This is a genomic window from Dechloromonas denitrificans, assembly GCF_001551835.1.
GTDB lineage: Bacteria > Pseudomonadota > Gammaproteobacteria > Burkholderiales > Rhodocyclaceae > Azonexus > Azonexus denitrificans.
In genome coordinates, this window is record NZ_LODL01000002.1 from 132,298 (window position 1) to 151,166 (window position 18,869).

At 60.9% G+C, this 18,869-nt stretch carries 17 protein-coding genes; 8 read left to right on the forward strand and 9 right to left on the reverse strand.

Going from position 1 to position 18,869, the window contains the following annotated elements; genetic code table 11:
- Positions 1-157 precede the first annotated feature (157 nt).
- The gene (gene acs, locus AT959_RS00580) at positions 158-2,119 is read right to left on the reverse strand and encodes an acetate--CoA ligase (protein WP_066879354.1); all 1,962 of its coding nucleotides are present in this window, start codon (positions 2,117-2,119) and stop codon (positions 158-160) included.
- A gap of 253 nt (positions 2,120-2,372) precedes the next feature.
- Here acs and AT959_RS00585 point away from each other — a divergent pair, with 253 nt between their 5' ends.
- Together AT959_RS00585 and AT959_RS00590 are read left to right on the forward strand one after the other, a co-directional pair.
- Positions 2,373-2,909 carry a TIGR00645 family protein gene (locus AT959_RS00585; RefSeq protein ID WP_066879357.1) on the forward strand — a complete coding sequence of 179 codons (537 nt, stop codon included), beginning with the start codon at positions 2,373-2,375 and terminating at the stop codon, positions 2,907-2,909.
- Between the two features lie 13 nt (positions 2,910-2,922).
- Positions 2,923-4,455: a fumarate hydratase gene (locus AT959_RS00590; RefSeq protein ID WP_066879360.1), complete on the forward strand. Its 1,533-nt coding sequence runs from the start codon at positions 2,923-2,925 to the stop codon at positions 4,453-4,455.
- A 38-nt stretch (positions 4,456-4,493) separates the two neighbouring features.
- Here the strand turns inward: AT959_RS00590 and AT959_RS00595 are convergent, their stop codons facing one another.
- On the reverse strand, positions 4,494-5,732 hold the full coding sequence (locus AT959_RS00595; protein ID WP_083518125.1) for a GGDEF domain-containing response regulator: 1,239 nt from the start codon (positions 5,730-5,732) through the stop codon (positions 4,494-4,496).
- Positions 5,733-6,198: 466 nt separating this feature from the next.
- On the opposite strand from AT959_RS00595, the gene ilvB reads away from it, so the two are divergent.
- Positions 6,199-7,869: an acetolactate synthase large subunit gene (gene ilvB / locus AT959_RS00600; protein WP_066879367.1), complete on the forward strand. Its 1,671-nt coding sequence runs from the start codon at positions 6,199-6,201 to the stop codon at positions 7,867-7,869.
- A gap of 1 nt (position 7,870) precedes the next feature.
- Positions 7,871-8,182: an acetolactate synthase small subunit gene (gene ilvN / locus AT959_RS00605; protein WP_066879370.1), complete on the forward strand. Its 312-nt coding sequence runs from the start codon at positions 7,871-7,873 to the stop codon at positions 8,180-8,182.
- Between the two features lie 80 nt (positions 8,183-8,262).
- On the opposite strand, the gene AT959_RS00610 is transcribed toward ilvN, so the two are convergent.
- Entirely contained in the window at positions 8,263-8,634 is a 372-nt protein-coding gene (locus AT959_RS00610; RefSeq protein ID WP_066879373.1) for a PilZ domain-containing protein, read from the reverse strand.
- 140 nt (positions 8,635-8,774) lie between these two features.
- Between AT959_RS00610 and menB the strand changes: the two genes are divergently transcribed.
- Both menB and menC read left to right on the forward strand, forming a co-directional pair.
- Positions 8,775-9,602 carry a 1,4-dihydroxy-2-naphthoyl-CoA synthase gene (gene menB / locus AT959_RS00615; RefSeq protein WP_066879376.1) on the forward strand — a complete coding sequence of 276 codons (828 nt, stop codon included), beginning with the start codon at positions 8,775-8,777 and terminating at the stop codon, positions 9,600-9,602.
- Positions 9,599-10,579, forward strand: a complete 981-nt coding sequence (menC, locus tag AT959_RS00620) for an o-succinylbenzoate synthase (RefSeq protein ID WP_083518127.1) — start codon at positions 9,599-9,601, stop codon at positions 10,577-10,579. Before menB ends, menC begins: the two co-directional genes overlap by 4 nt.
- 107 nt (positions 10,580-10,686) lie before the next feature.
- On the opposite strand, the gene phaR is transcribed toward menC, so the two are convergent.
- From phaR to gcvA, 6 genes are all read right to left on the reverse strand, one after another.
- Positions 10,687-11,241, reverse strand: coding sequence for a polyhydroxyalkanoate synthesis repressor PhaR (gene phaR / locus AT959_RS00625; RefSeq protein WP_066879493.1), 555 nt, complete (start codon positions 11,239-11,241; stop codon positions 10,687-10,689).
- A 132-nt stretch (positions 11,242-11,373) separates the two neighbouring features.
- Positions 11,374-12,117: an acetoacetyl-CoA reductase gene (gene phbB / locus AT959_RS00630; protein ID WP_066879379.1), complete on the reverse strand. Its 744-nt coding sequence runs from the start codon at positions 12,115-12,117 to the stop codon at positions 11,374-11,376.
- 43 nt (positions 12,118-12,160) lie between these two features.
- The gene (gene phbB, locus AT959_RS00635) at positions 12,161-12,901 is read right to left on the reverse strand and encodes an acetoacetyl-CoA reductase (RefSeq protein WP_066879382.1); all 741 of its coding nucleotides are present in this window, start codon (positions 12,899-12,901) and stop codon (positions 12,161-12,163) included.
- A gap of 24 nt (positions 12,902-12,925) precedes the next feature.
- Positions 12,926-14,656: a class I poly(R)-hydroxyalkanoic acid synthase gene (gene phaC / locus AT959_RS00640; RefSeq protein ID WP_066879385.1), complete on the reverse strand. Its 1,731-nt coding sequence runs from the start codon at positions 14,654-14,656 to the stop codon at positions 12,926-12,928.
- Positions 14,657-14,936: 280 nt separating this feature from the next.
- Positions 14,937-15,704, reverse strand: a complete 768-nt coding sequence (locus tag AT959_RS00650) for a ZIP family metal transporter (RefSeq protein ID WP_066879390.1) — start codon at positions 15,702-15,704, stop codon at positions 14,937-14,939.
- A 30-nt stretch (positions 15,705-15,734) separates the two neighbouring features.
- On the reverse strand, positions 15,735-16,736 hold the full coding sequence (gene gcvA / locus AT959_RS00655; RefSeq protein WP_066879393.1) for a transcriptional regulator GcvA: 1,002 nt from the start codon (positions 16,734-16,736) through the stop codon (positions 15,735-15,737).
- Between the two features lie 128 nt (positions 16,737-16,864).
- On the opposite strand from gcvA, the gene AT959_RS00660 reads away from it, so the two are divergent.
- A complete protein-coding gene (locus AT959_RS00660; RefSeq protein WP_066879396.1) occupies positions 16,865-17,086 on the forward strand; it encodes a hypothetical protein in 222 nt (73 codons plus the stop codon).
- 219 nt (positions 17,087-17,305) lie between these two features.
- The gene (locus tag AT959_RS00665) at positions 17,306-18,817 is read left to right on the forward strand and encodes an acetyl-CoA hydrolase/transferase family protein (protein WP_066879399.1); all 1,512 of its coding nucleotides are present in this window, start codon (positions 17,306-17,308) and stop codon (positions 18,815-18,817) included.
- Positions 18,818-18,869 lie beyond the last annotated feature (52 nt).

Consider the following 18,869-nt stretch of genomic DNA (forward strand, 5'->3'; position numbering starts at 1 on the left):
TTATGGGCGACCATTGTCTCCTCCTTGCCTTTTAGTCGTTAGAGGCAGCGTGGCAAGCTCGCCGCCTCTTTGGCTCATACAGGAACACAGGGGAGCAACTCTGCGGTTGCTTCCGGAATGACCGGGTTTGGGCGAAGCCGAAACCCGGGGACATTCCTTAACCCTTCAGTTGTTCCAGAATGGCCGGATTTTCCAGCGTCGAGGTGTCTTGCGTCAGCTCCTCGCCCTTGGCCAGACCACGCAGCAGACGGCGCATGATCTTGCCCGAACGGGTCTTCGGCAGGTTGTCACCGAAACGGATGTCCTTCGGCTTGGCGATCGGACCGATCTCCTTGCCGACCCAGTCGGACAGTTCCTTGATGATGCGCTTGGCGTCGTCACCAGTCGGGCGCTGGCCCTTGAGTACGACGAAAGCGACAATCGCTTCACCGGTCAGATCATCCGGACGGCCGACAACGGCAGCTTCGGCGACCAGCGGGTTGGCAACCAGCGCCGATTCGATTTCCATCGTGCCCATGCGGTGACCGGAAACGTTCAGCACGTCGTCGATACGGCCGGTAATGGTGAAATAGCCGGTGTCCTTGTCGCGGATCGCACCGTCGCCAGCCAGGTAGTACTTGCCCTGGAAGTCGGCCGGGTAGTAGGACTTGACGAAGCGCTCGTCGTCGCCCCAGATGGTACGGATCATCGACGGCCACGGACGCTTGACGACCAGGATACCGCCCTGGCCCCAAGGCACGTCGGCACCGGTTTCATCGACGATGGCGGCCTGGATGCCGGGGAACGGCAGCGTGCAGGAACCCGGCACCAGCGGCGTGGCGCCCGGCAGCGGGGTGATCATGTGGCCACCGGTTTCGGTCTGCCAGAAGGTATCGACGATCGGGCAGCGACCGCCGCCGACGTTGTCGTAGTACCACTGCCAGGCGGCCGGATTGATCGGCTCGCCGACCGAACCGAGGATGCGCAGCGACGACAGGTCGTAGGCCTTCGGATGGATGGCCGGGTTGTTGTCGGCCGCCTTGATCAGGGAACGGATCGCGGTCGGGGCGGTGTAGAAGATGTTGACCTTGTGGTCCTGGATCACCTTCCAGAAACGGCCGGCATCCGGATAGGTCGGCACGCCTTCGAAAACGATTTCGGTGGCGCCGCAGGCCAGCGGGCCGTAGGTGATGTAGGTATGACCCGTCACCCAGCCGATGTCGGCCGTACACCAGAAGGTATCTTCCGGCTTGATGTCGAAGGTGTACTTCATGGTCAGGATGGCGTGCAGCAGGTAGCCGCCGGTCGAGTGCTGAACCCCCTTCGGCTTGCCGGTGGAGCCCGAGGTGTAGAGCAGGAACAGCGGATGTTCGGCTTCGACCCATTCCGGTTCGCAGGTTTCCGGCTGATTGGCCAGGGCATCGTGCAGCCACTCGTCGCGGCCGGCAACCATGTTGACGTCGGCGCCGGTGCGCTTAAAGACGATGACGTTCTTGACGCATTCACAACCACCCATGCCGAAAGCTTCGTCAGCGATCGGCTTCAGCGGAATGGCCTTGCCGCCGCGGAACTGGCCGTCGGAGGTGATCAGCATGACGGCGCCGGCATCGTGCATGCGGTCGCGCAGGGACTGGGCGGAGAAGCCGCCGAAAACGATGGAGTGGATGGCGCCGACGCGGGCACAAGCCTGCATGGCGACAACGCCTTCGATGGTCATCGGCAGATAGATGACAACGCGATCACCCTTCTTGACACCCTTGGAACGCAGCAGGTTGGCCATCTTGCAGACCTTGACCAGCAGTTCCTTGTAGGTGACCTTGGTGACGTCGCCGTTGTCGGCTTCGAAAATTATCGCGACCTTGTCGCCGAGACCGGCTTCGACGTTACGGTCGAGGCAGTTGTAGGAAACGTTCAGTTTGCCATCGGCAAACCATTTGAAGAAGGGGGCATTGGACTCGTCAAGCACCTGGGTGAACGGCTGCTTCCAGGTGACCAGCTCCCGGGCGTGCCTGGCCCAGAAACCTTCGTAGTCGGCCTCAGCTTCCGCGCACAGCGCCCGATAGGCGTCCATCCCGGAAACCGCCGCGTTTTTGACGATTTCGTCAGACGGATAAATAAGCTGCACGGACTCATTCGACATATTCTTCTCCTCTGCGGTACTTCGCAATTATGTTGAAACAACCGATCGGATCTCGGGTTCTAACCCGGGATTATTAAAGCCGCGCAAGCTGGAGACCTTTAGCATTCCCCTCGCCAGCGTTGAGGCGGCATTAGACGTTGATAATCTTACAAAGGCCTTACGGAATCACGCTGCAGCGCAGCAATTCGGCATATCCGGAGGACGCTGCAGGCGCGTGGTAAACTCCCGCCCTTTGCAACAAACGACCCGCACGATGCGCTCACCTGTCAAATTCCTCGAATCCTTCATTTTTTCCAGCCGCTGGATTCAAGCCCCCCTCTACATCGGCCTGATCGTCGCCCAGTTGGTCTATTGCTGGCTGTTCATGGTCGAACTGAGCCATCTCGTCCATAACGCCTTCGACACCGCTCACCTCAGCGAAACAGAGGTCATGCTGGTTGTCCTCGGCCTGATCGACGTGGTGATGATCGCCAACCTGCTCGTCATGGTTATTGTCGGCGGCTACGAAACTTTCGTTTCCCGCCTCGACCTCGAAAACCACCCGGACCAGCCGGAATGGCTGTCGCACGTCAATGCCGGCGTACTCAAGATCAAGCTTTCGACGGCGATCATCGGTATCTCGTCGATCCACCTGCTGAAAAGCTTCATCAATGCCGCCAACCTGTCCCAGCATACGCTGATGTGGCAGGTCCTGATCCACGTCGTATTCCTTTTCTCCGCCCTGATCATGGCCATTGTCGACAAGACCATGACCCAGACCCTCGCTCTTCAACACCAGAAACATCACTGACCCGGAGTTGCGCATGACCGCCATCAAACAGGAAGACCTGATCCAGTCCGTTGCCGATGCCTTCCAGTACATCAGCTACTACCACCCGCTCGATTACATCAAGGCGCTCGGTGAAGCCTACGACCGCGAGGAATCCCCCGCTGCCAAGGACGCCATTGCCCAGATCCTGACCAATTCCCGGATGTCCGCCGAAGGCCACCGCCCGATCTGTCAGGATACCGGCATCGGCATGGTCTTCATCAAGGTCGGCATGCAGGTCACCTGGCCGGATGCCACGATGAGCATCCAGGAAATGATCAACGAGGGCGTGCGTCGCGCCTACGGCAACCCGGACAATCCGCTACGCGCCTCGGTGCTGGCCGACCCGGCAGGTGCCCGCAAGAACACCAAGGACAACACCCCGGCCGTCGTGCACTTCGAGATCGTCGAAGGCCACCACGTCGAAGTGATCTGTGCCGCCAAGGGCGGCGGTTCCGAAGCCAAGTCCAAGTTCGCCATGCTCAACCCGTCCGACGATCTGGTCGACTGGGTCCTGAAGAAGATCCCGGAAATGGGTGCCGGCTGGTGTCCGCCCGGCATCATCGGCATCGGCATCGGCGGCACGCCGGAAAAGGCCATGCTGCTGGCCAAGGAATCGATCATGGCGCCGGTCGACATCCATGAACTGAAAGCCAAGGCCGCCAGCGGCGCCAAGCTGACCCGTCCGGAAGAACTGCGCCTCGAGCTGATGGAAAAGATCAACGCACTCGGCGTCGGCGCCCAAGGCCTGGGCGGCCTGACCACCGTGCTCGATGTCAAGGTGCTGGATTACCCCTGCCACGCTGCCAACCTGCCGGTTGCGCTGGTCCCGAACTGCGCCGCGACCCGCCATTGCCATTTCCATCTCGATGGCTCCGGCCCGGCCAAGCTCGAACCGCCGAAGCTGGAAGACTGGCCGGCCGTCACCTGGACACCGGATCTCAAGGCGGCGACGCAAGTCAACCTGAACACCCTGACCAAGGAAGAAGTTGCTGCCTGGAAACCGGGCCAGAAACTGCTCCTCAACGGCAAGATGCTGACCGGCCGCGATGCCGCCCACAAGCGCATTGCCGACATGCTGGCCAAGGGCGAAAAGCTGCCGGTCGACTTCACCAATCGCGTCATTTACTACGTCGGCCCGGTCGATCCAGTGCGTGACGAAGTCGTCGGCCCAGCCGGCCCGACCACCGGCACGCGGATGGACAAGTTCACCCGGATGATGCTCGAACAGACCGGCCTGATCTCGATGATCGGCAAGTCCGAGCGCGGCCCGGTCGCCATCGAGGCGATCAAGGACAACAAGTCAGCCTACCTGATGGCTGTCGGCGGCGCCGCCTACCTGGTCGCCAAGGCGATCAAGTCGGCCAAGGTCGTTGGCTTCGCCGATCTGGGCATGGAAGCGATCTACGAATTCGATGTCGAGAACATGCCGGTGACTGTTGCGGTCGACTCGTCAGGGATCAGTGTGCACAACACCGGCCCCAAGGAATGGCAGGTCAAGATCGGCAAGATTCCGCTCAGCGCCTGATGCAGAAATGACCAAAGCCGGCTCAGCCGGCTTTTTTATTAACCGAGTGCCGGCTCGCTCTTGGCGCGCTCGCGCAGCAACTGTTCCATTTTCTCGATCGGCAGGCCAAAACGAAACGAGTCTTCCAGTTGTTTGAGCAAAGGCAGCATGAGCAGGCCAACCTGACCCAGATGCGGCGCCAGCATCTCGGCGGCAGCGCCTTTACCGAGCAATTCGTTGAAGCACTGCAGCACCTTTTCCTGCTCGAGCTTGCCGGCCACCACCTGGTTGCCGCCGGCCTTGACAGCCATTTCCAGGCGTCGCTCGGCCATACCCAGCAGTTCACCACCCTTCAGGCGATCGCCCTCCTCGGGGAAACTGACCACCCCGACACTGACCGTCATCTCGACCCGCCGCCCACCGACACTGACCTCGGCCGCCGCAAGGCGTTTGCAGATGCGTTCGGCAAATGCCGAGCACAACTTCAGGTTGGTCTCCGAAGCAAGGATGACGATCCGGTCGGCCGCCACTTGCGCAATGCTGTCGCCGGCCCGGAGTTTCCCGCCGAGCAACTGAGCGAACTTCGCCTCGATACGGTTGGCCATCTCTGGGCCAAAGCGCTTGACCAGTCCGCCATAGCCATCCATCCCGAACACCAGCAGGCCAACGCCGCGCAGGCTGGCGTCCGTGGCCAACAAGGTATTCAGGCGCGCCTCGATCTCGGCACGCGAGACCAGTGCCGAAGAAGGCGATTCGCGCCGAGGCACCCGGCTGGCGGATTTTCGGGAAACGATGCCGGCCACCTTGTCGAGCGGCCCGAATATGTCGCTGACCCCGAGATCAGCCCCCAGACAACTGGCCTCAGCCGGGACGGGCGGCCGGACAACGGCCGGCTTGGGAAGCGTCTCCTGAGTGGCGGGTGCCAGAAGGTTTCTGACGATGCGGACAATTCCCGCCGCCCCGGCGCCTTTCGGGACAAACCCCGACACCCCGCAAGCCATCGCATGCTGGCGGATATCCTCTTCCATCGTTTCGGAAGCGATCAACAAAAAGGGAATGTTCTTCAGGCGGCTGAGCTTGTTGCCGCGCAGCCTTTCCAGCAAGCCATAAGCATCGAGTTTCGGCAGGGAAATACCGGCAATCACCGCCACAATCGACGAGTCGAGAACCAGGGTCTGCCAGGCCGACTCGCCGTTGTTTTCCTCGCGGATTTCGAACTGCCCTTTCAGATTCTTGGCCAGAGAAGCACGAACCACTCTGGAGCTATCAACAATAAGCAAGTGAGGCAATTCGGACATGGCAAAGCCTAGATGGTCAGGAGACAACAGGGGCAGCGGTCAAAATGCTGCGTAAATATGAAATTCTACACCGCCATATATTTTAGTTAAGTACGTTGTAATAGGCTCGGCATTTACCTGCTTTAACAAAGGGAAACCAGCCTCCTGCCCGGTTCGGCAAACCTCTGCGGATTGCCTACGGAATAGCGCTTGCAATTCTGTTTTTTCTCCGCCATAGTTCGCCTTCCTGTTTTCCCCACCCAGATCATCGCAACCATGTCCAACGCCACCGCCTTCCGTCTCGACACTGCCCGCGCAGTGCTGCCGGTCGTCGTACGCGTAGTCGTCGTAGGTGTCGTTACGGACACGCCGTCGCGGATCGGGTAAGCAGAAGCAGCACAGAATTCCCCAACCCCCGCCGGCGCAAACCGGCGGGGGTTTTGTTTTGGAGCCCGCCGGTCAAGCCACCAACCGAAAGGAAACCTCCATGACAGAAACACTCACCGGCGCCCAGATCACCGTGCGGCTACTCGAACGCCAGGGCATCCGCATCGTCACCGGCTATCCGGGCGGCGCCATCCTGCCCATTTACGACGCCCTCGGACAGTCGACCGCCATCCGCCATGTGCTGGCCCGTCACGAACAAGGCGCCGGCTTCATCGCCCAGGGCATGGCCCGCGCCACCGGCCAGCCCGCCGTCTGCCTGGCCTCCTCCGGCCCCGGCGCGACCAACCTGCTGACCGCCATCGCCGACGCCAAGCTCGACTCGATCCCGCTGGTCGCCATCACCGGCCAGGTGCCGCGCGCCATGATCGGCACCGATGCCTTCCAGGAGGTGGACACCTACGGCCTGTCGATCCCGATCACCAAGCACAACTTCCTCGTCTCTTCGGTCGAGGAGTTGCTGACCGTTATTCCCCGCGCCTTCCAGATCGCCGCCTCCGGCCGGCCCGGCCCGGTGCTGATCGATATCCCGAAAGACGTCCAGGCGCAGGCCATCGAGGTTAGCGAGTGGCCGGCCCCCGGCCAGGCCACCCCGGCACCAACCGCCGCTAACGAGGCAATCGCGGCGACCGCAGCGATGATCAATGCCGCCCAGCGCCCGCTGCTCTACCTCGGCGGCGGCGTCGTTCATTCCGGGGCGGCCAGTCTAGCGGTCGACCTCGCCGAAAAAGCCAATTTGCCAACCGTGATGACCTTGATGGCGCTCGGTGCGATGCCGGTCGATCATCCGTTGTCCTTGGGCATGCTCGGCATGCATGGAGCGCGCTATACCAACCTGGCGCTCGACGAGTGCGACCTACTGATCGCCGTCGGCGCCCGCTTCGACGACCGGGCGACCGGGAAGGTGGCGCAGTTCTGCCGGCATGCGCAGATCATCCACATCGACATCGACCCGGCCGAACTCGACAAGATCAAGACAGCGCATATCGGCATCACCGCCGATGTCAGCCAGGCCCTTGCCGCCCTGCTCCCAGTGGTAAATGAAAATGCCCGCCAAACCTGGGTTGACCGCATCCATGCCCTGCAGGCCGAGTTTCCTTTCCACATGCCGGATGCCGAGCAGCCGCTGTCGCACTTCGGCCTGATCCGCACCGTTGCCGCCTGCCTCGACAACGAGGCAATCATCGCCACCGACGTCGGCCAGCACCAGATGTGGGTCGCCCAGGCCTACCCGCTGCGCCGGCCGCGCCAATGGCTGACTTCCGGCGGACTGGGCACGATGGGCTTCGGCGTCCCGGCGGCGATCGGCGCCGCCCTCGCCGAACCCGAGCGAACGGTGGTCTGCTTCACCGGCGACGGTTCGATCCTGATGAATATCCAGGAACTGGTCACCGCCGCCGAGCAGAACGTCAATCTGAAAATCGTGCTGATGAACAATGCAGTCCTCGGCCTGGTGCACCAGCAGCAAACGCTGTTCTATGGCGAGCGGCTGTTCGCCTCGCAGTTCCAGGCCATGCCGGATTTCATCATGGTCGCCAAAGGCTGCGGCATTGCTGCGGTCGACCTCGACCAGGCGGCAAATCCCTGCGCCGCACTGATGGAAGCCATCGCCCGCCCCGGCCCCTGCCTGATCCACGCCAGCATCGACGCCGAGCAGAAGGTCTACCCGATGGTGCCGCCGGGCGCCGCCAACCACGAAATGATCGGACACTGAAATGAACGCCATCCATCGCAACGAACAGCAGGCGCTGGCCCGCGCCGTGCTCGAAATCAACGTTAACAACCACCCCGGCGTCATGTCGCACGTCGTCGGCCTCTTCTCGCGCCGTGCCTACAACGTCGAGGGTATTCTCTGCCTGCCGCTCGGCAACGGCCAACATTCGCGCATCTGGCTGCTGGTCAATGAAGACGGGCGCCTGCCGCAAATGATCAAGCAACTGGAAAAGCTGGAAGACGTCATCGCAGTCCGGCGGCATGGTGCCGATCACGCCGTCTTCAGCCAGTTGGAAGCATTCTTCCAGGCCTGACGCGGCTCAAGGTCGTTCTTGCGGCGCCGGCTCAAGGCGCCAGCAGGAACGACCAGTCACACCCCAGTTAACGGACTACTTCAGGTTGACGAAACCGGGCCGGCGGCACGTTTCGCACTTCGCGCCCGCAGCAGGCTTTCGTAAGCCTGGATAACCTGCAACTGCTCATCGCTGATCGACTCGAAGCGCAGGCCGACCAGATGCTGATGCCCGACGCGGCGGATGCGCATCACGCTGACATAGGCCTCGACCGGGCAAGCCAGATCGGGCGATTCGATGGTGCAGATACCGACCGCCCCGCTCGGCTTGGCGCCAAGCACTGCCACATCGAGCATGACGCCGACCCCCGACACTGAAATATCGGCGGCCGGAAACTCGAAGCGCTGCCCCCCCAGTTCGAGCAGGACCTTGCCTTGCAGGTTGAAGCGGTGGTTACGGCGGCGTTCTCTCACAATGACATCCCCAATAGCGAAGCGGCATTTTCCCACGCTTCCTCCCCGGCCCGCAAAAGGAATAGGAAGCGCGACACAGCTCAAATCGCCGCCCCCCCGAGCACGGCTATACTCGCGGCATCGCAACCCGAAACCGCATCATGACCACCCAGCCGATCACCTGGCTCAGCAGCCAAACCTACTCCGATATCCTTTATGAAACAGCGGAAGGCATCGCCAAGATCACCATCAACCGCCCGGAACGCCGCAACGCCTTCCGCCCGGAAACCGTCAGCCAGCTAATCGACGCCTTCCACCGCGCCCATCACGACAATGCCATCGGCGCCATCATCCTGACCGGCGCCGGCGACGAGGCGTTCTGCGCCGGCGGCGACCAGAAAGTACGCGGCGACGAAGGCTATATCGATGAAGGTGGCACGCCGCATCTCAACGTCCTCGATCTGCAGATGCAGATTCGCCGCTGCCCGAAACCGGTGGTCGCCATGGTCGCCGGCTACGCCATCGGCGGCGGCCACGTCCTGCATCTCGTCTGCGACCTGACCATCGCCGGCGACAACGCCCGCTTCGGCCAGACCGGCCCCCGCGTCGGCAGCTTCGACGCCGGCCTCGGCGCCGGCCTGATGGCCCGCACCATCGGCATGAAACGCGCCAAGGAAATCTGGCTGCTCTGCCGCCAGTACGATGCCACCACCGCCCTCGACTGGGGCCTGATCAATGCCGTCGTCCCGGTCGACCAGCTGGAAGCGGAAACCGTCACTTGGTGCCGGCAGATGCTGCAACTGTCGCCGATGGCGCTACGCATGATCAAGGCCGGCTTCAATGCCGACACCGACGGCCTGGCCGGCATCCAGGAACTGGCCGGCAACGCCACCGGCCTCTTCTACATGAGCGAAGAAGGCCAGGAAGGACGCAACGCCTGGCTGGAACGCCGGGCACCGGATTTCGGCAAATATCGCAAGCGTCCGTGATCATCATCGCCGCCGACTGGCTGCCCTACGTTTTGCCGCTGCAGCGCCCCTGGCAAACCAGCCAGGGACAAGTCCTTGAGCGCCGGGGCAAACTGCTCTGCCTGCGGAACGATCGCAGCCTGAGCGGCTGGGGCGACTGTGCGCCACTGCCGGAATTCGGCATCGACGAGCCTGCAGCCCGGGCCTTCGCCGAAGAAATGGCGCATCTTGACCTGGTCGCCCAGTCGGCCGGCCTGCCGCTGCACGCCTGGCTGAGCGGTGATCCGGCAGTCGCCAGCCTGGCGGTCAACAGCAATTTGGGGGCAATTTCCGGCCTCAGCGAAGGGGCACTTCAGGCGAGCCTTGACGCCGGCTTTCAAGTGCTGAAAATCAAGGTGGGCCTGGCAGCGCCGGCAGAGGAAATTGCCCGTCTGCGCGAACTCGCCGCCGGCTTGCCGGCGACGATCAAACTGCGCCTCGACGCCAACGCCGCCTGGTCCTTGCCCGAGGCCCGGCAATTTCTCCAAGCCTGTACCACCTTGCCCATCGAAGGCATCGAGGAACCGCTGCGCCATCCCGTCCCGGACGAACTGGCTCAACTCCAGGCCGGCCTGCCTTTTCCGCTGGCCCTCGACGAGTCCTGCCACCTGCTGACGCCGGCCTTCTTCCGCCACCCGCCGCTACACCGACTGGTCCTCAAACCGGCCCGCCACGGTGGACTGCTGAAAAGCATGGAGATCGCATTACGTGCCCGTGCCGCCGGTCTCGAATGCATTGTTACCTCAAGCCTGGAAAGCAGTTGCGGCCTGCTCGCCTGCGCCCAACTGGCGGCGGCGATTGCCCCAAACTCGGTGCACGGTCTGGGCACGGCCGAATGGCTGGCCGCGGATACGGGCCAGGCGCCACGGATCAGTGGCGCCCGGCTTTACCTGCCGGAGGGCAACGGTCTGGGTTTTGTGCTTGCTGAAAATTGGACCAAGGTGCAAGACCCCGGTTGAACCAATCAATTTGCTGCGGTAGACGCCCCAAAAATGGCATTTTCGCCAACGCACTATCGGCATCGGACAGGACGGATTCAGCAGCTGCCGAATCCGTCGGCGCATAGTTACTTGTCGACCTTGTCGCCCGGATTCGCCTGGAAGCCGGTGAACATGGTCCGCGTCTGTGTTTGCAGTTGATCCTGCATCGACTGGAACATCTTCTTCGACTGGTCCATGTAGGCCGTCATCATGCTCTGCATGGCCGGCTGCTGGAAATTCAGGAACTGGTTCCAGAAATCCGCCTGCATATGGGTGTTGTCGCCAGCCCCGTACATGGTGCGCGACTGGTCCTGCAGCTTATTCTGGAAATCGACGAAGGTCTTCATATTGTTTTCCAGGTACTTGCCGAGCATGCCCTGCATGGCGCTACCGTAGAAACGAATGAAGCCGGAGAGCAACTCGCTCGAGAACATCGGCATGCCGCCGGTTTCTTCTTCGAGAATGATCTGGAGCAGGATGCTGCGCGTCAGATCTTCGCCACTCTTGGCATCCAGTACCTTGAACACCTCAAACTTGAGGACCAGATCCTTGACGTCCCCCAGCGTGATGTAGGCGCTCGTCTTGGTATCGTAAAGACGACGGTTGGGGTATTTCTTGATCAGGCGTACCGGTTCCGACATGCTGCCATCCTTGAACGATTTTGTGTGCAGTGCAACATTATAGCTGAAAAAACAGGCGCCCGAAGGCGCCTGCTTGTGCTGCAATGCAAAAAATCAGCAATATTTTAGGCCGATTTCTGCACGAAACAGCGATTACTGGTAGTACAAGCCACCGTTGATGTTCATCGTTGCGCCGGTCATGAAGGCAGCAATGTCAGAAGCCAGATAAGCACAGGCGCCGCCGATTTCTTCCGGCTTGGCCAGACGCTTCATCGGGACGGAGTCAACGATGGTTTGCAGCACTTCCGGCTTGATTGCCATGACCATCTTGGTGGCGACATAGCCCGGGCAGATGGCATTGACGGTCACGCCCTTGGCGGCCAGTTCGGCAGCCAGCGCCTTGGTGAAGCCGATCACACCAGCCTTGGCAGCGGAGTAGTTGGTCTGGCCAGCCTGACCCTTGACGCCGTTGACGGAGGAGATGTTGATGATGCGACCCCAGCCACGCTCGGCCATCTTGGCAGAGACTTGCTTGGTCATGTTGAACAGCGAGGTCAGGTTGGTGGCGATAACTGCATCCCAGCCGTCCTTTTCCATCTTGGCGAACATGCGGTCACGGGTGATACCGGCGTTGTTCACAAGAATATCGACCTGGCCAAGAGCGGCTTCGGCTTCGGCAACCATCTTCTGGCAATCTTCGAGAGAAGAAACATCACCAGGAACACAGACGAAATCATTGAAGCCGGCGGCAGACATTTCCTTCAGCCATTCTTCCTTGTTGTCGAACTGCGGGTGATAAGAGGCAACCACCTTGTGACCGGCCTTGGCCAGTTCCTGGCAAATTGCGGTACCCAGACCGCCCATAGCGCCGGTAACGAGAGCAACACGTTGCGTCATAGTCTTTCCTTCCTTGTTGTTGATACAGCTAAAAAAACACCGGTCAGTACATGTGCTGACCGCCGTTGATCGAAATATTGGCCCCGGTCACAAACGCTGCCTCATCGGAAGACAGGTAGGCAACGAGGCCGGCGATTTCTTCCGGCTTACCCAGTCGATTGACCGGGATCTGCGGCAGAATTTTTGAATCAAGAATTTCCTGCGGGATCGCCGTCACCATCTTGGTGCCGATATAGCCCGGCGAAATGGTGTTGACCGTCACCCCTTGCTTGGCCACTTCCAGGGCCAGCGCCTTGGTAAAACCGTGCATGCCGGCCTTGGCCGCCGAATAGTTGGTCTGCCCGAAAGCGCCCTTCTGGCCGTTGACCGACGAAACATTGATGACCCGGCCCCACTTGCGTTCCAGCATGCCATCCATGACCTGCTTGGTCATATTGAAGACCGAGTCGAGATTGGTGTGCATCACCGCATCCCAGTCCGCCTTGGTCATTTTCTTGAAGGTCATGTCGCGCGTGATACCGGCATTATTGACCAGCACATCGACCGGCCCGACCTCGGCCGTCACCGTCTCGACACAAACGCGTGCCGATTCAAAATCGGTCACGTCGCAGGGGTAGGCCTTGAAGCCGTAGCCCATGTTGTTCATGGCCTTAAGCCAGTCCTGAACCTTGGCGTTACCCGGCGAATAGGTGGTCACCACCTTGTAGCCCAGCGCAGCCAGCTTGATGCAGACGGCCTCACCGAGACCGCCCATTCCTCCAGTAACCAGTGCAACTCGCGACATTGTTATACCCTCGCTCAGAAGTTTTTATACCGCGCGTTCCTTTACATAACGGCCGGGCGCCGGTTCGATCGGCTTGTATTTTGCACTTCCCGGTTTACGCGGTGCTCGCTGCTCTCCTGACAACGGCTTCAACCAGACAGCCCAATCGTTCCACCAGCTGCCCTTCTTCTCTTCTGCTGCGGTCAACCAGCCTTCGGCATCGATTTTCACATCGTCATTGACCCAGTAACTACGCTTGTTCTTGCTTGCCGGATTGATGACGCCGGCGATATGCCCGGAAGCACCGAGCACGAAGCGGACATTGCCGCCCAGGATGCGGGTGCTCTGGTAGGCCGACTGCCAGGGCACGATATGGTCTTCGCGCGTCGCCAGCAGGTAGACCGGCATCTGCAGGCTACCCAGATCGACCTTGGTGCCGCACATCTCGAGCTTGCCCGGCACGCGCAGACTGTTGTCGTGATACAGATTGCGCATGTACCAGCAAGCAAACGGCCCCGGCAGGTTGGTCGAATCGGAATTCCAGTACAGCAGATCGAAGGCCTGGGGCTTCTGGCCCTTCAGGTAATTGCCGGTCACGTAATTCCAGACCAGATCATTGGCGCGCAGGAACGAGAAGGTCGTCGCCAGGTCGCGGGCCGGCAGCAGGCCGCCCTTGCCGATGCTCGACTCGCGCGCCATCAGGCCGTTGTCGTCGATGAACAGGCCGATTTCGCCGGTATCGGAAAAATCGAGCAGCGTCGTCAGCAGCGTCAGCGAAGCAACGCTATCCTCGCCGCGCGCCTTCAGCACCGCCAGGGCCGAGGTCAGGATGGTGCCGCCGACACAGAAGCCAAGGGCATTGACCTGCTTGACCTTGGTGATTTCCTTGATGACTTTCAAGGAGGCAATCGGGCCGTTTTCCAGGTAATCGTCCCAGGTCAGATGGCCCAGTGCTTCCTGCGGATTACGCCAGGAAATGAGGAAGACGGTGTTGCCCTGCTCGACCATGAAGCGGATCAGCGAATTGTCCGGCTGCAAGTCCATGATGTAGAACTTGTTGATGCAGGGCGGCACGACCAGCAGCGGCCGGGTGCAGACCTTGGGAGTCAGCGGCGCGTACTGAATTAGCTGCATCACGTCGTTTTCGAAGACGACGGCGCCTTCGCTCGTCGCGATGTTCTTGCCAACCTCGAAGACCGATTCGTCGGTCATCGAAATGCGACCCTTCTCGAAATCCTTGATCAGGTTGTTGATGCCGTCGGTAATGCTCTGGCCCTTGGTTTCCAGGGCGCGCTGGATGAATTCCGGATTGGTTGCGGCAAAATTGGACGGCGCCATCGCGTCGGTCATCTGGCGCGCCAGGAAACGCATGCGATGGCGCGCCTTGTCGTCGGTCGCCGGGATGATTTCGACCATTTCCTTGAGGAACTTGGTGTTCAGCAGATAGGCCTGATGCAGATAGTCATAGATCGGGCTATCGCGCCATTCCGGCGCCGAGAAACGACGGTCGCCTGCTTCCGGAGCCACCTTGAAATTTTCCGGCTGTCCCTGCTGCTTGGCCAGCACCGACTGCCACAACGACATCTGCTGATCCGTGAAGCGCTTCTGCAGTTCGGTCATGGCTTGCGGATCGGCCACCGGCGGCTGGGTCATGGTTGGATTTCCGGCCTTGCCGAAAAACTCCATGAACTGCTGCGCCACGTTCTGTCCGGCCTGCATGAACTGCATGGCAGAACCAAGAAATGCGTCGTTGTTGTTCGATCCCTGCTGCGCCATGGGCTTCTCTTTGATATGTCGGGGGCTTGAGCTTCTGGATTCTGCATACCCGTCCCAGCCCTGTCAATGCATTTGCATGCATAATTAAGGCCCCTGCGAGGCACCCCCTATGTACATTGTTGCAATCGGCTGGCTTTATGTAACATTGCTGGTTGCCGCCAACGAACCAAGCGTCGTTGCCGGCATAATTTCATTCTTTTTTTACGGGCTGCTGCCCTGCGGACTGCTGCTCTGGATCAGTGGCAGCAAGGTGCGCCGGCAGCGCCGGCGCTACCGCGAATTACTCGCCAACCAGCGTCCGGACGAGGGCGATCGAACCGATACCCAGCCCGATCAATAGCACCTGCTGAAGCGTCGCCTTCAACTCGGTCCGCTTGTGCAAGCCGGGAATCAGGTCGGCGACGGCGACATAGATCATGCTCGCCGCAGCCAGGCCGAGTAGCGTCGGAATCCACTCGGTCAATTCGGACAGGGCAAAATAGGCGAGCATTGCCCCGACCAAGGTCGCCAGACTGGACAGCAGATTGAAGGCCAGGGCGCGCACCTTGCTGTAGCCGGAGTGCAGCAGGATCAGATAATCGCCGACTTCCTGCGGAATTTCGTGGGCGATGATGGCCAGCGCGGTGACGATGCCGAGTTCGGTACTTTCCAGGAAGGCCGCCGCGATCAGGATGCCGTCCACAAAGTTGTGGAAGGTATCGCCGACCAGGATGAGCAGGCCGGAACGTCCATGATCGTGCGCCGGCGCATGTGCCTCATGCGCCTCGCAATGGTCGTGGTGGCAATGCCGCCAGAGAACCAGTTTCTCCAGGACAAAAAAGACCATGATGCCGAACAGTACAGTCGCCGCCATGTTGTGCGGCTCGCCATGCTCGAGGGCGTGCGGCAGGATTTCCAGAAAAGCAGCGCCGAGCAACGCACCAATCGCGTAGGAAATCAGCATGCTGACTCGCTGAGTACCAACCGCGACGCTTAGGGCCGCCGCTGCGACAACGCTCAAAACGCCGCCCGCCAGCGACACGGCAATAATCCAGGAAAGAGTACTCACAGGGGTCTGATACTTGGGGAAAGGCGCGGATTATACGCCCTCGCCCCCGTCGACCGCCGGCTCATCCGTTCGTGAGCGACGAACCCCGCCCGAGGCCTGCACCTCGGCCAGCAACCAGCAGCGAAAGGCCGCGACCGAGTCGCGCTCGGCGACGGCCTTGCGCATGACCAGATAATAAGCGTAGGGGGAAGGCACCGAAAGCTCGAAGGGAACGACCAGGCGTCCTGCGGCCACATCGGCCTCGACCAGCGGCTGCAAGGCCAGCGCGACGCCCTGTGCTTCAAGCGCCGCCTCAACTGCCAGCAGCGCATTCGAAAAGCGCGGGCCGCGCTGCGCTTCGACGCCACGCACTCCGGCACTGGCCAGCCATTCCCGCCAGCTCGGCTGACGCTCCTCATCCTCGATCGTTTCATCATGAATCAGCACATGCCGAGCCAGATCTTCGGGCACCTTTAGCGGCGGTCCAAGTTCGAGCAAACGCGGACTGCAGACCGGCACCCAGTCCGGGGAAAGAATCTGCTCGACCCGAAAGCCCGGGTAGTTGCCGGTGCCATAGCGAATCGCCAGCGCGCTGCTCGCCGCACGCAGATCGACGGGCTCGCCTTCCAGTTCGCGCTTTTCACCCCGCCGGTCGACGGCATCGCCACTGCTCGAAAGGCGCAACTTGACCTCCGGGCAGGCGGCGGCAAAGCGGGGCAGGCGCGGCACCAGCCAGCGCGCGGCAAACGACGGCGGCGCCAGGATGGTCAGGACACCATCACCGGGGCGGCGGGTACTATCGACGGCGCTGGCAAAGCATTCAAAACCCTCCCGTACCTTGGGCAGCATAGCGCTCCCTTCAGCCGTGATTTCCAGCGCGCGAGTCAGCCGGCGAAACAGGCTGACGCCGAGATACTCTTCCAGCGTCTTGATCTGCTGACTGATCGCCGCCGGCGTGACATGCAGTTCTTCGGCTGCCTTTTTGAAGCTCAGATGGCGACTGGCTGCTTCAAAAGCACGCATGGCGGACAGGGGGGGCAGGCGATAAGCCATTAACGATTAAGATTTTCTAAAGTGTCAGATCATAAATTGTCGTTTGCCGCCGGGCAAGCCGATCACTATCTTTCACCCTACGCCGCCGCTGCGGTGCTTTTGTCCGATAGTGAAAGGAAGTACCAGAAATGAAACGATCCCTGCTCGTTGCCGCCCTGCTCGCCATAGCCCTGACCGCTTGCGGCAAGAAGGAAGAAGCGACGACTGCCCTGCCCGCCCCGGCCACAACCCCCGCCTTGCCGGCAGCCGCGCCCGACAGCCAGGCCGAAACCCCGAAGGCTGCCGATGCTTCCGCCCCGCTGGCAGCGCCGGACGCAAAGCCGGCCGGCGAGGAAAAGCCGGCGAACTGATTGCTCGCCGCAAGCCGATCGCACACGATTAAGATTTTCTTACCTGTCGCGTAAAAAAATCTCGTTCGTTGGCTTTTCCGGCTTTTGTTAGATTTGCGCACCGTCTCCTCCAGACCTTAATGCGCTTTGGATCTGGATTTGAGCCCGCCTCGTGCGGGCTTTTTTTCGGCCCGGTCGACTGGAGACGTTTTCATACCGCTATTCAGGAGCATTGAGAAAATGGGTGGAGCATCCCGCGTCCATAACGCAGCATTGCGCAGCAAGATCATGTCGGCCGAAGAGGCCGCCAATCTCATTCCGTCCGGCGTCAACGTCGGGATGAGCGGCTTTACCGGTGCAGGCTACCCGAAGGTTGTGCCTTCGGCGCTGGCCAAGCGCATCATGGACGCCAACCTGTACGGCAAAAAGTTCAAGATCGGCGTGTGGACCGGCGCCTCGACGGCCCCCGACCTCGATGGGGCGCTGGCCATGGTCGACGGCGTCGAACTGCGCCTGCCCTACCAGTCGGATCCGACCTGCCGCAAGCGGATCAATGCCGGCGAGATGGAGTACATCGACATCCATCTGTCGCACGTTGCCCAGTTCGTCTGGTCCGGCTTTCTCGGCAAGCTGGATATCGCCGTCGTCGAAGTCGCCGGCATTCTCGAAGACGGCCGCCTGATTCCCTCATCGTCGGTCGGCAACAACAAGACCTGGCTGGACCAGGCCGACAAGGTGATCCTCGAGGTCAACTCGTGGCAAAACCCGCATCTTGAGGGCATGCACGACATTTACTACGGGACCAGCCTGCCCCCCAACCGCCGGCCGATCCCCTTGATCAAGACCAGCGACCGGATCGGCGAGCCCTACCTGCGCTGTGACCCGAGCAAGGTGATTGCCGTCGTCGAAACGAACAGCCCAGACCGCAACTCCGCCTTTTCGACGCCGGACGACAATTCGCGCAAGATCGCCGGCCACATCCTTGAATTCATGGAGCATGAGGTCAAGCTGGGCCGCCTGCCCGCCAACCTGCTGCCCCTGCAATCCGGAGTCGGCAATATTGCCAATGCGGTAATGGGCAGCCTGAACGAGGGGCCGTTCGACAACCTGACTGCGTATACCGAAGTATTGCAGGACGGCATGCTGGAAATGCTCAAATCCGGCAAGCTGACCTGCGCCTCGGCCACTGCCTTTTCGCTCAGTTCCGGTGCGCTGGCGGAATTGAATGCCGACCTCGAACGCTATCGCGACAGCATCATCCTGCGCCCGCAGGAGATCAGCAATCATCCGGAAATCATCCGCCGGCTGGGTGTAATTGCGATGAACGGCATGATCGAGGCCGACATCTACGGCAACGTCAATTCAACGCATGTGATGGGTACCAAGATCATGAACGGCATCGGCGGTTCCGGCGATTTCGCCCGGAATGCCTATATCTCGATTTTCATGACCCCCTCGCAGGCCAAGAATGGCGAGATCTCCTGCATCGTGCCGATGGTCTCGCACGTCGATCATACCGAGCACGATGTCCAGATCCTGGTAACCGAACAGGGCCTGGCCGACCTGCGTGGTCTGTCACCGAAACAACGTGCCAAGGTGGTCATCGAGAACTGTGCTCACCCGCACTTCCGGCCGGCGCTGATGGATTACTACAAGCGCTCACTGGATCTATCGCCGGGTAAGCAAACGCCCCATTTGCTTGATGAAGCCCTGAGCTGGCACCTGAACTATCTGCGCAGCGGACGGATGTAAGCCCCAGGCGTAAAAAAGGCAGCGCACGACACGCGCTGCCCTTGCTGCTACT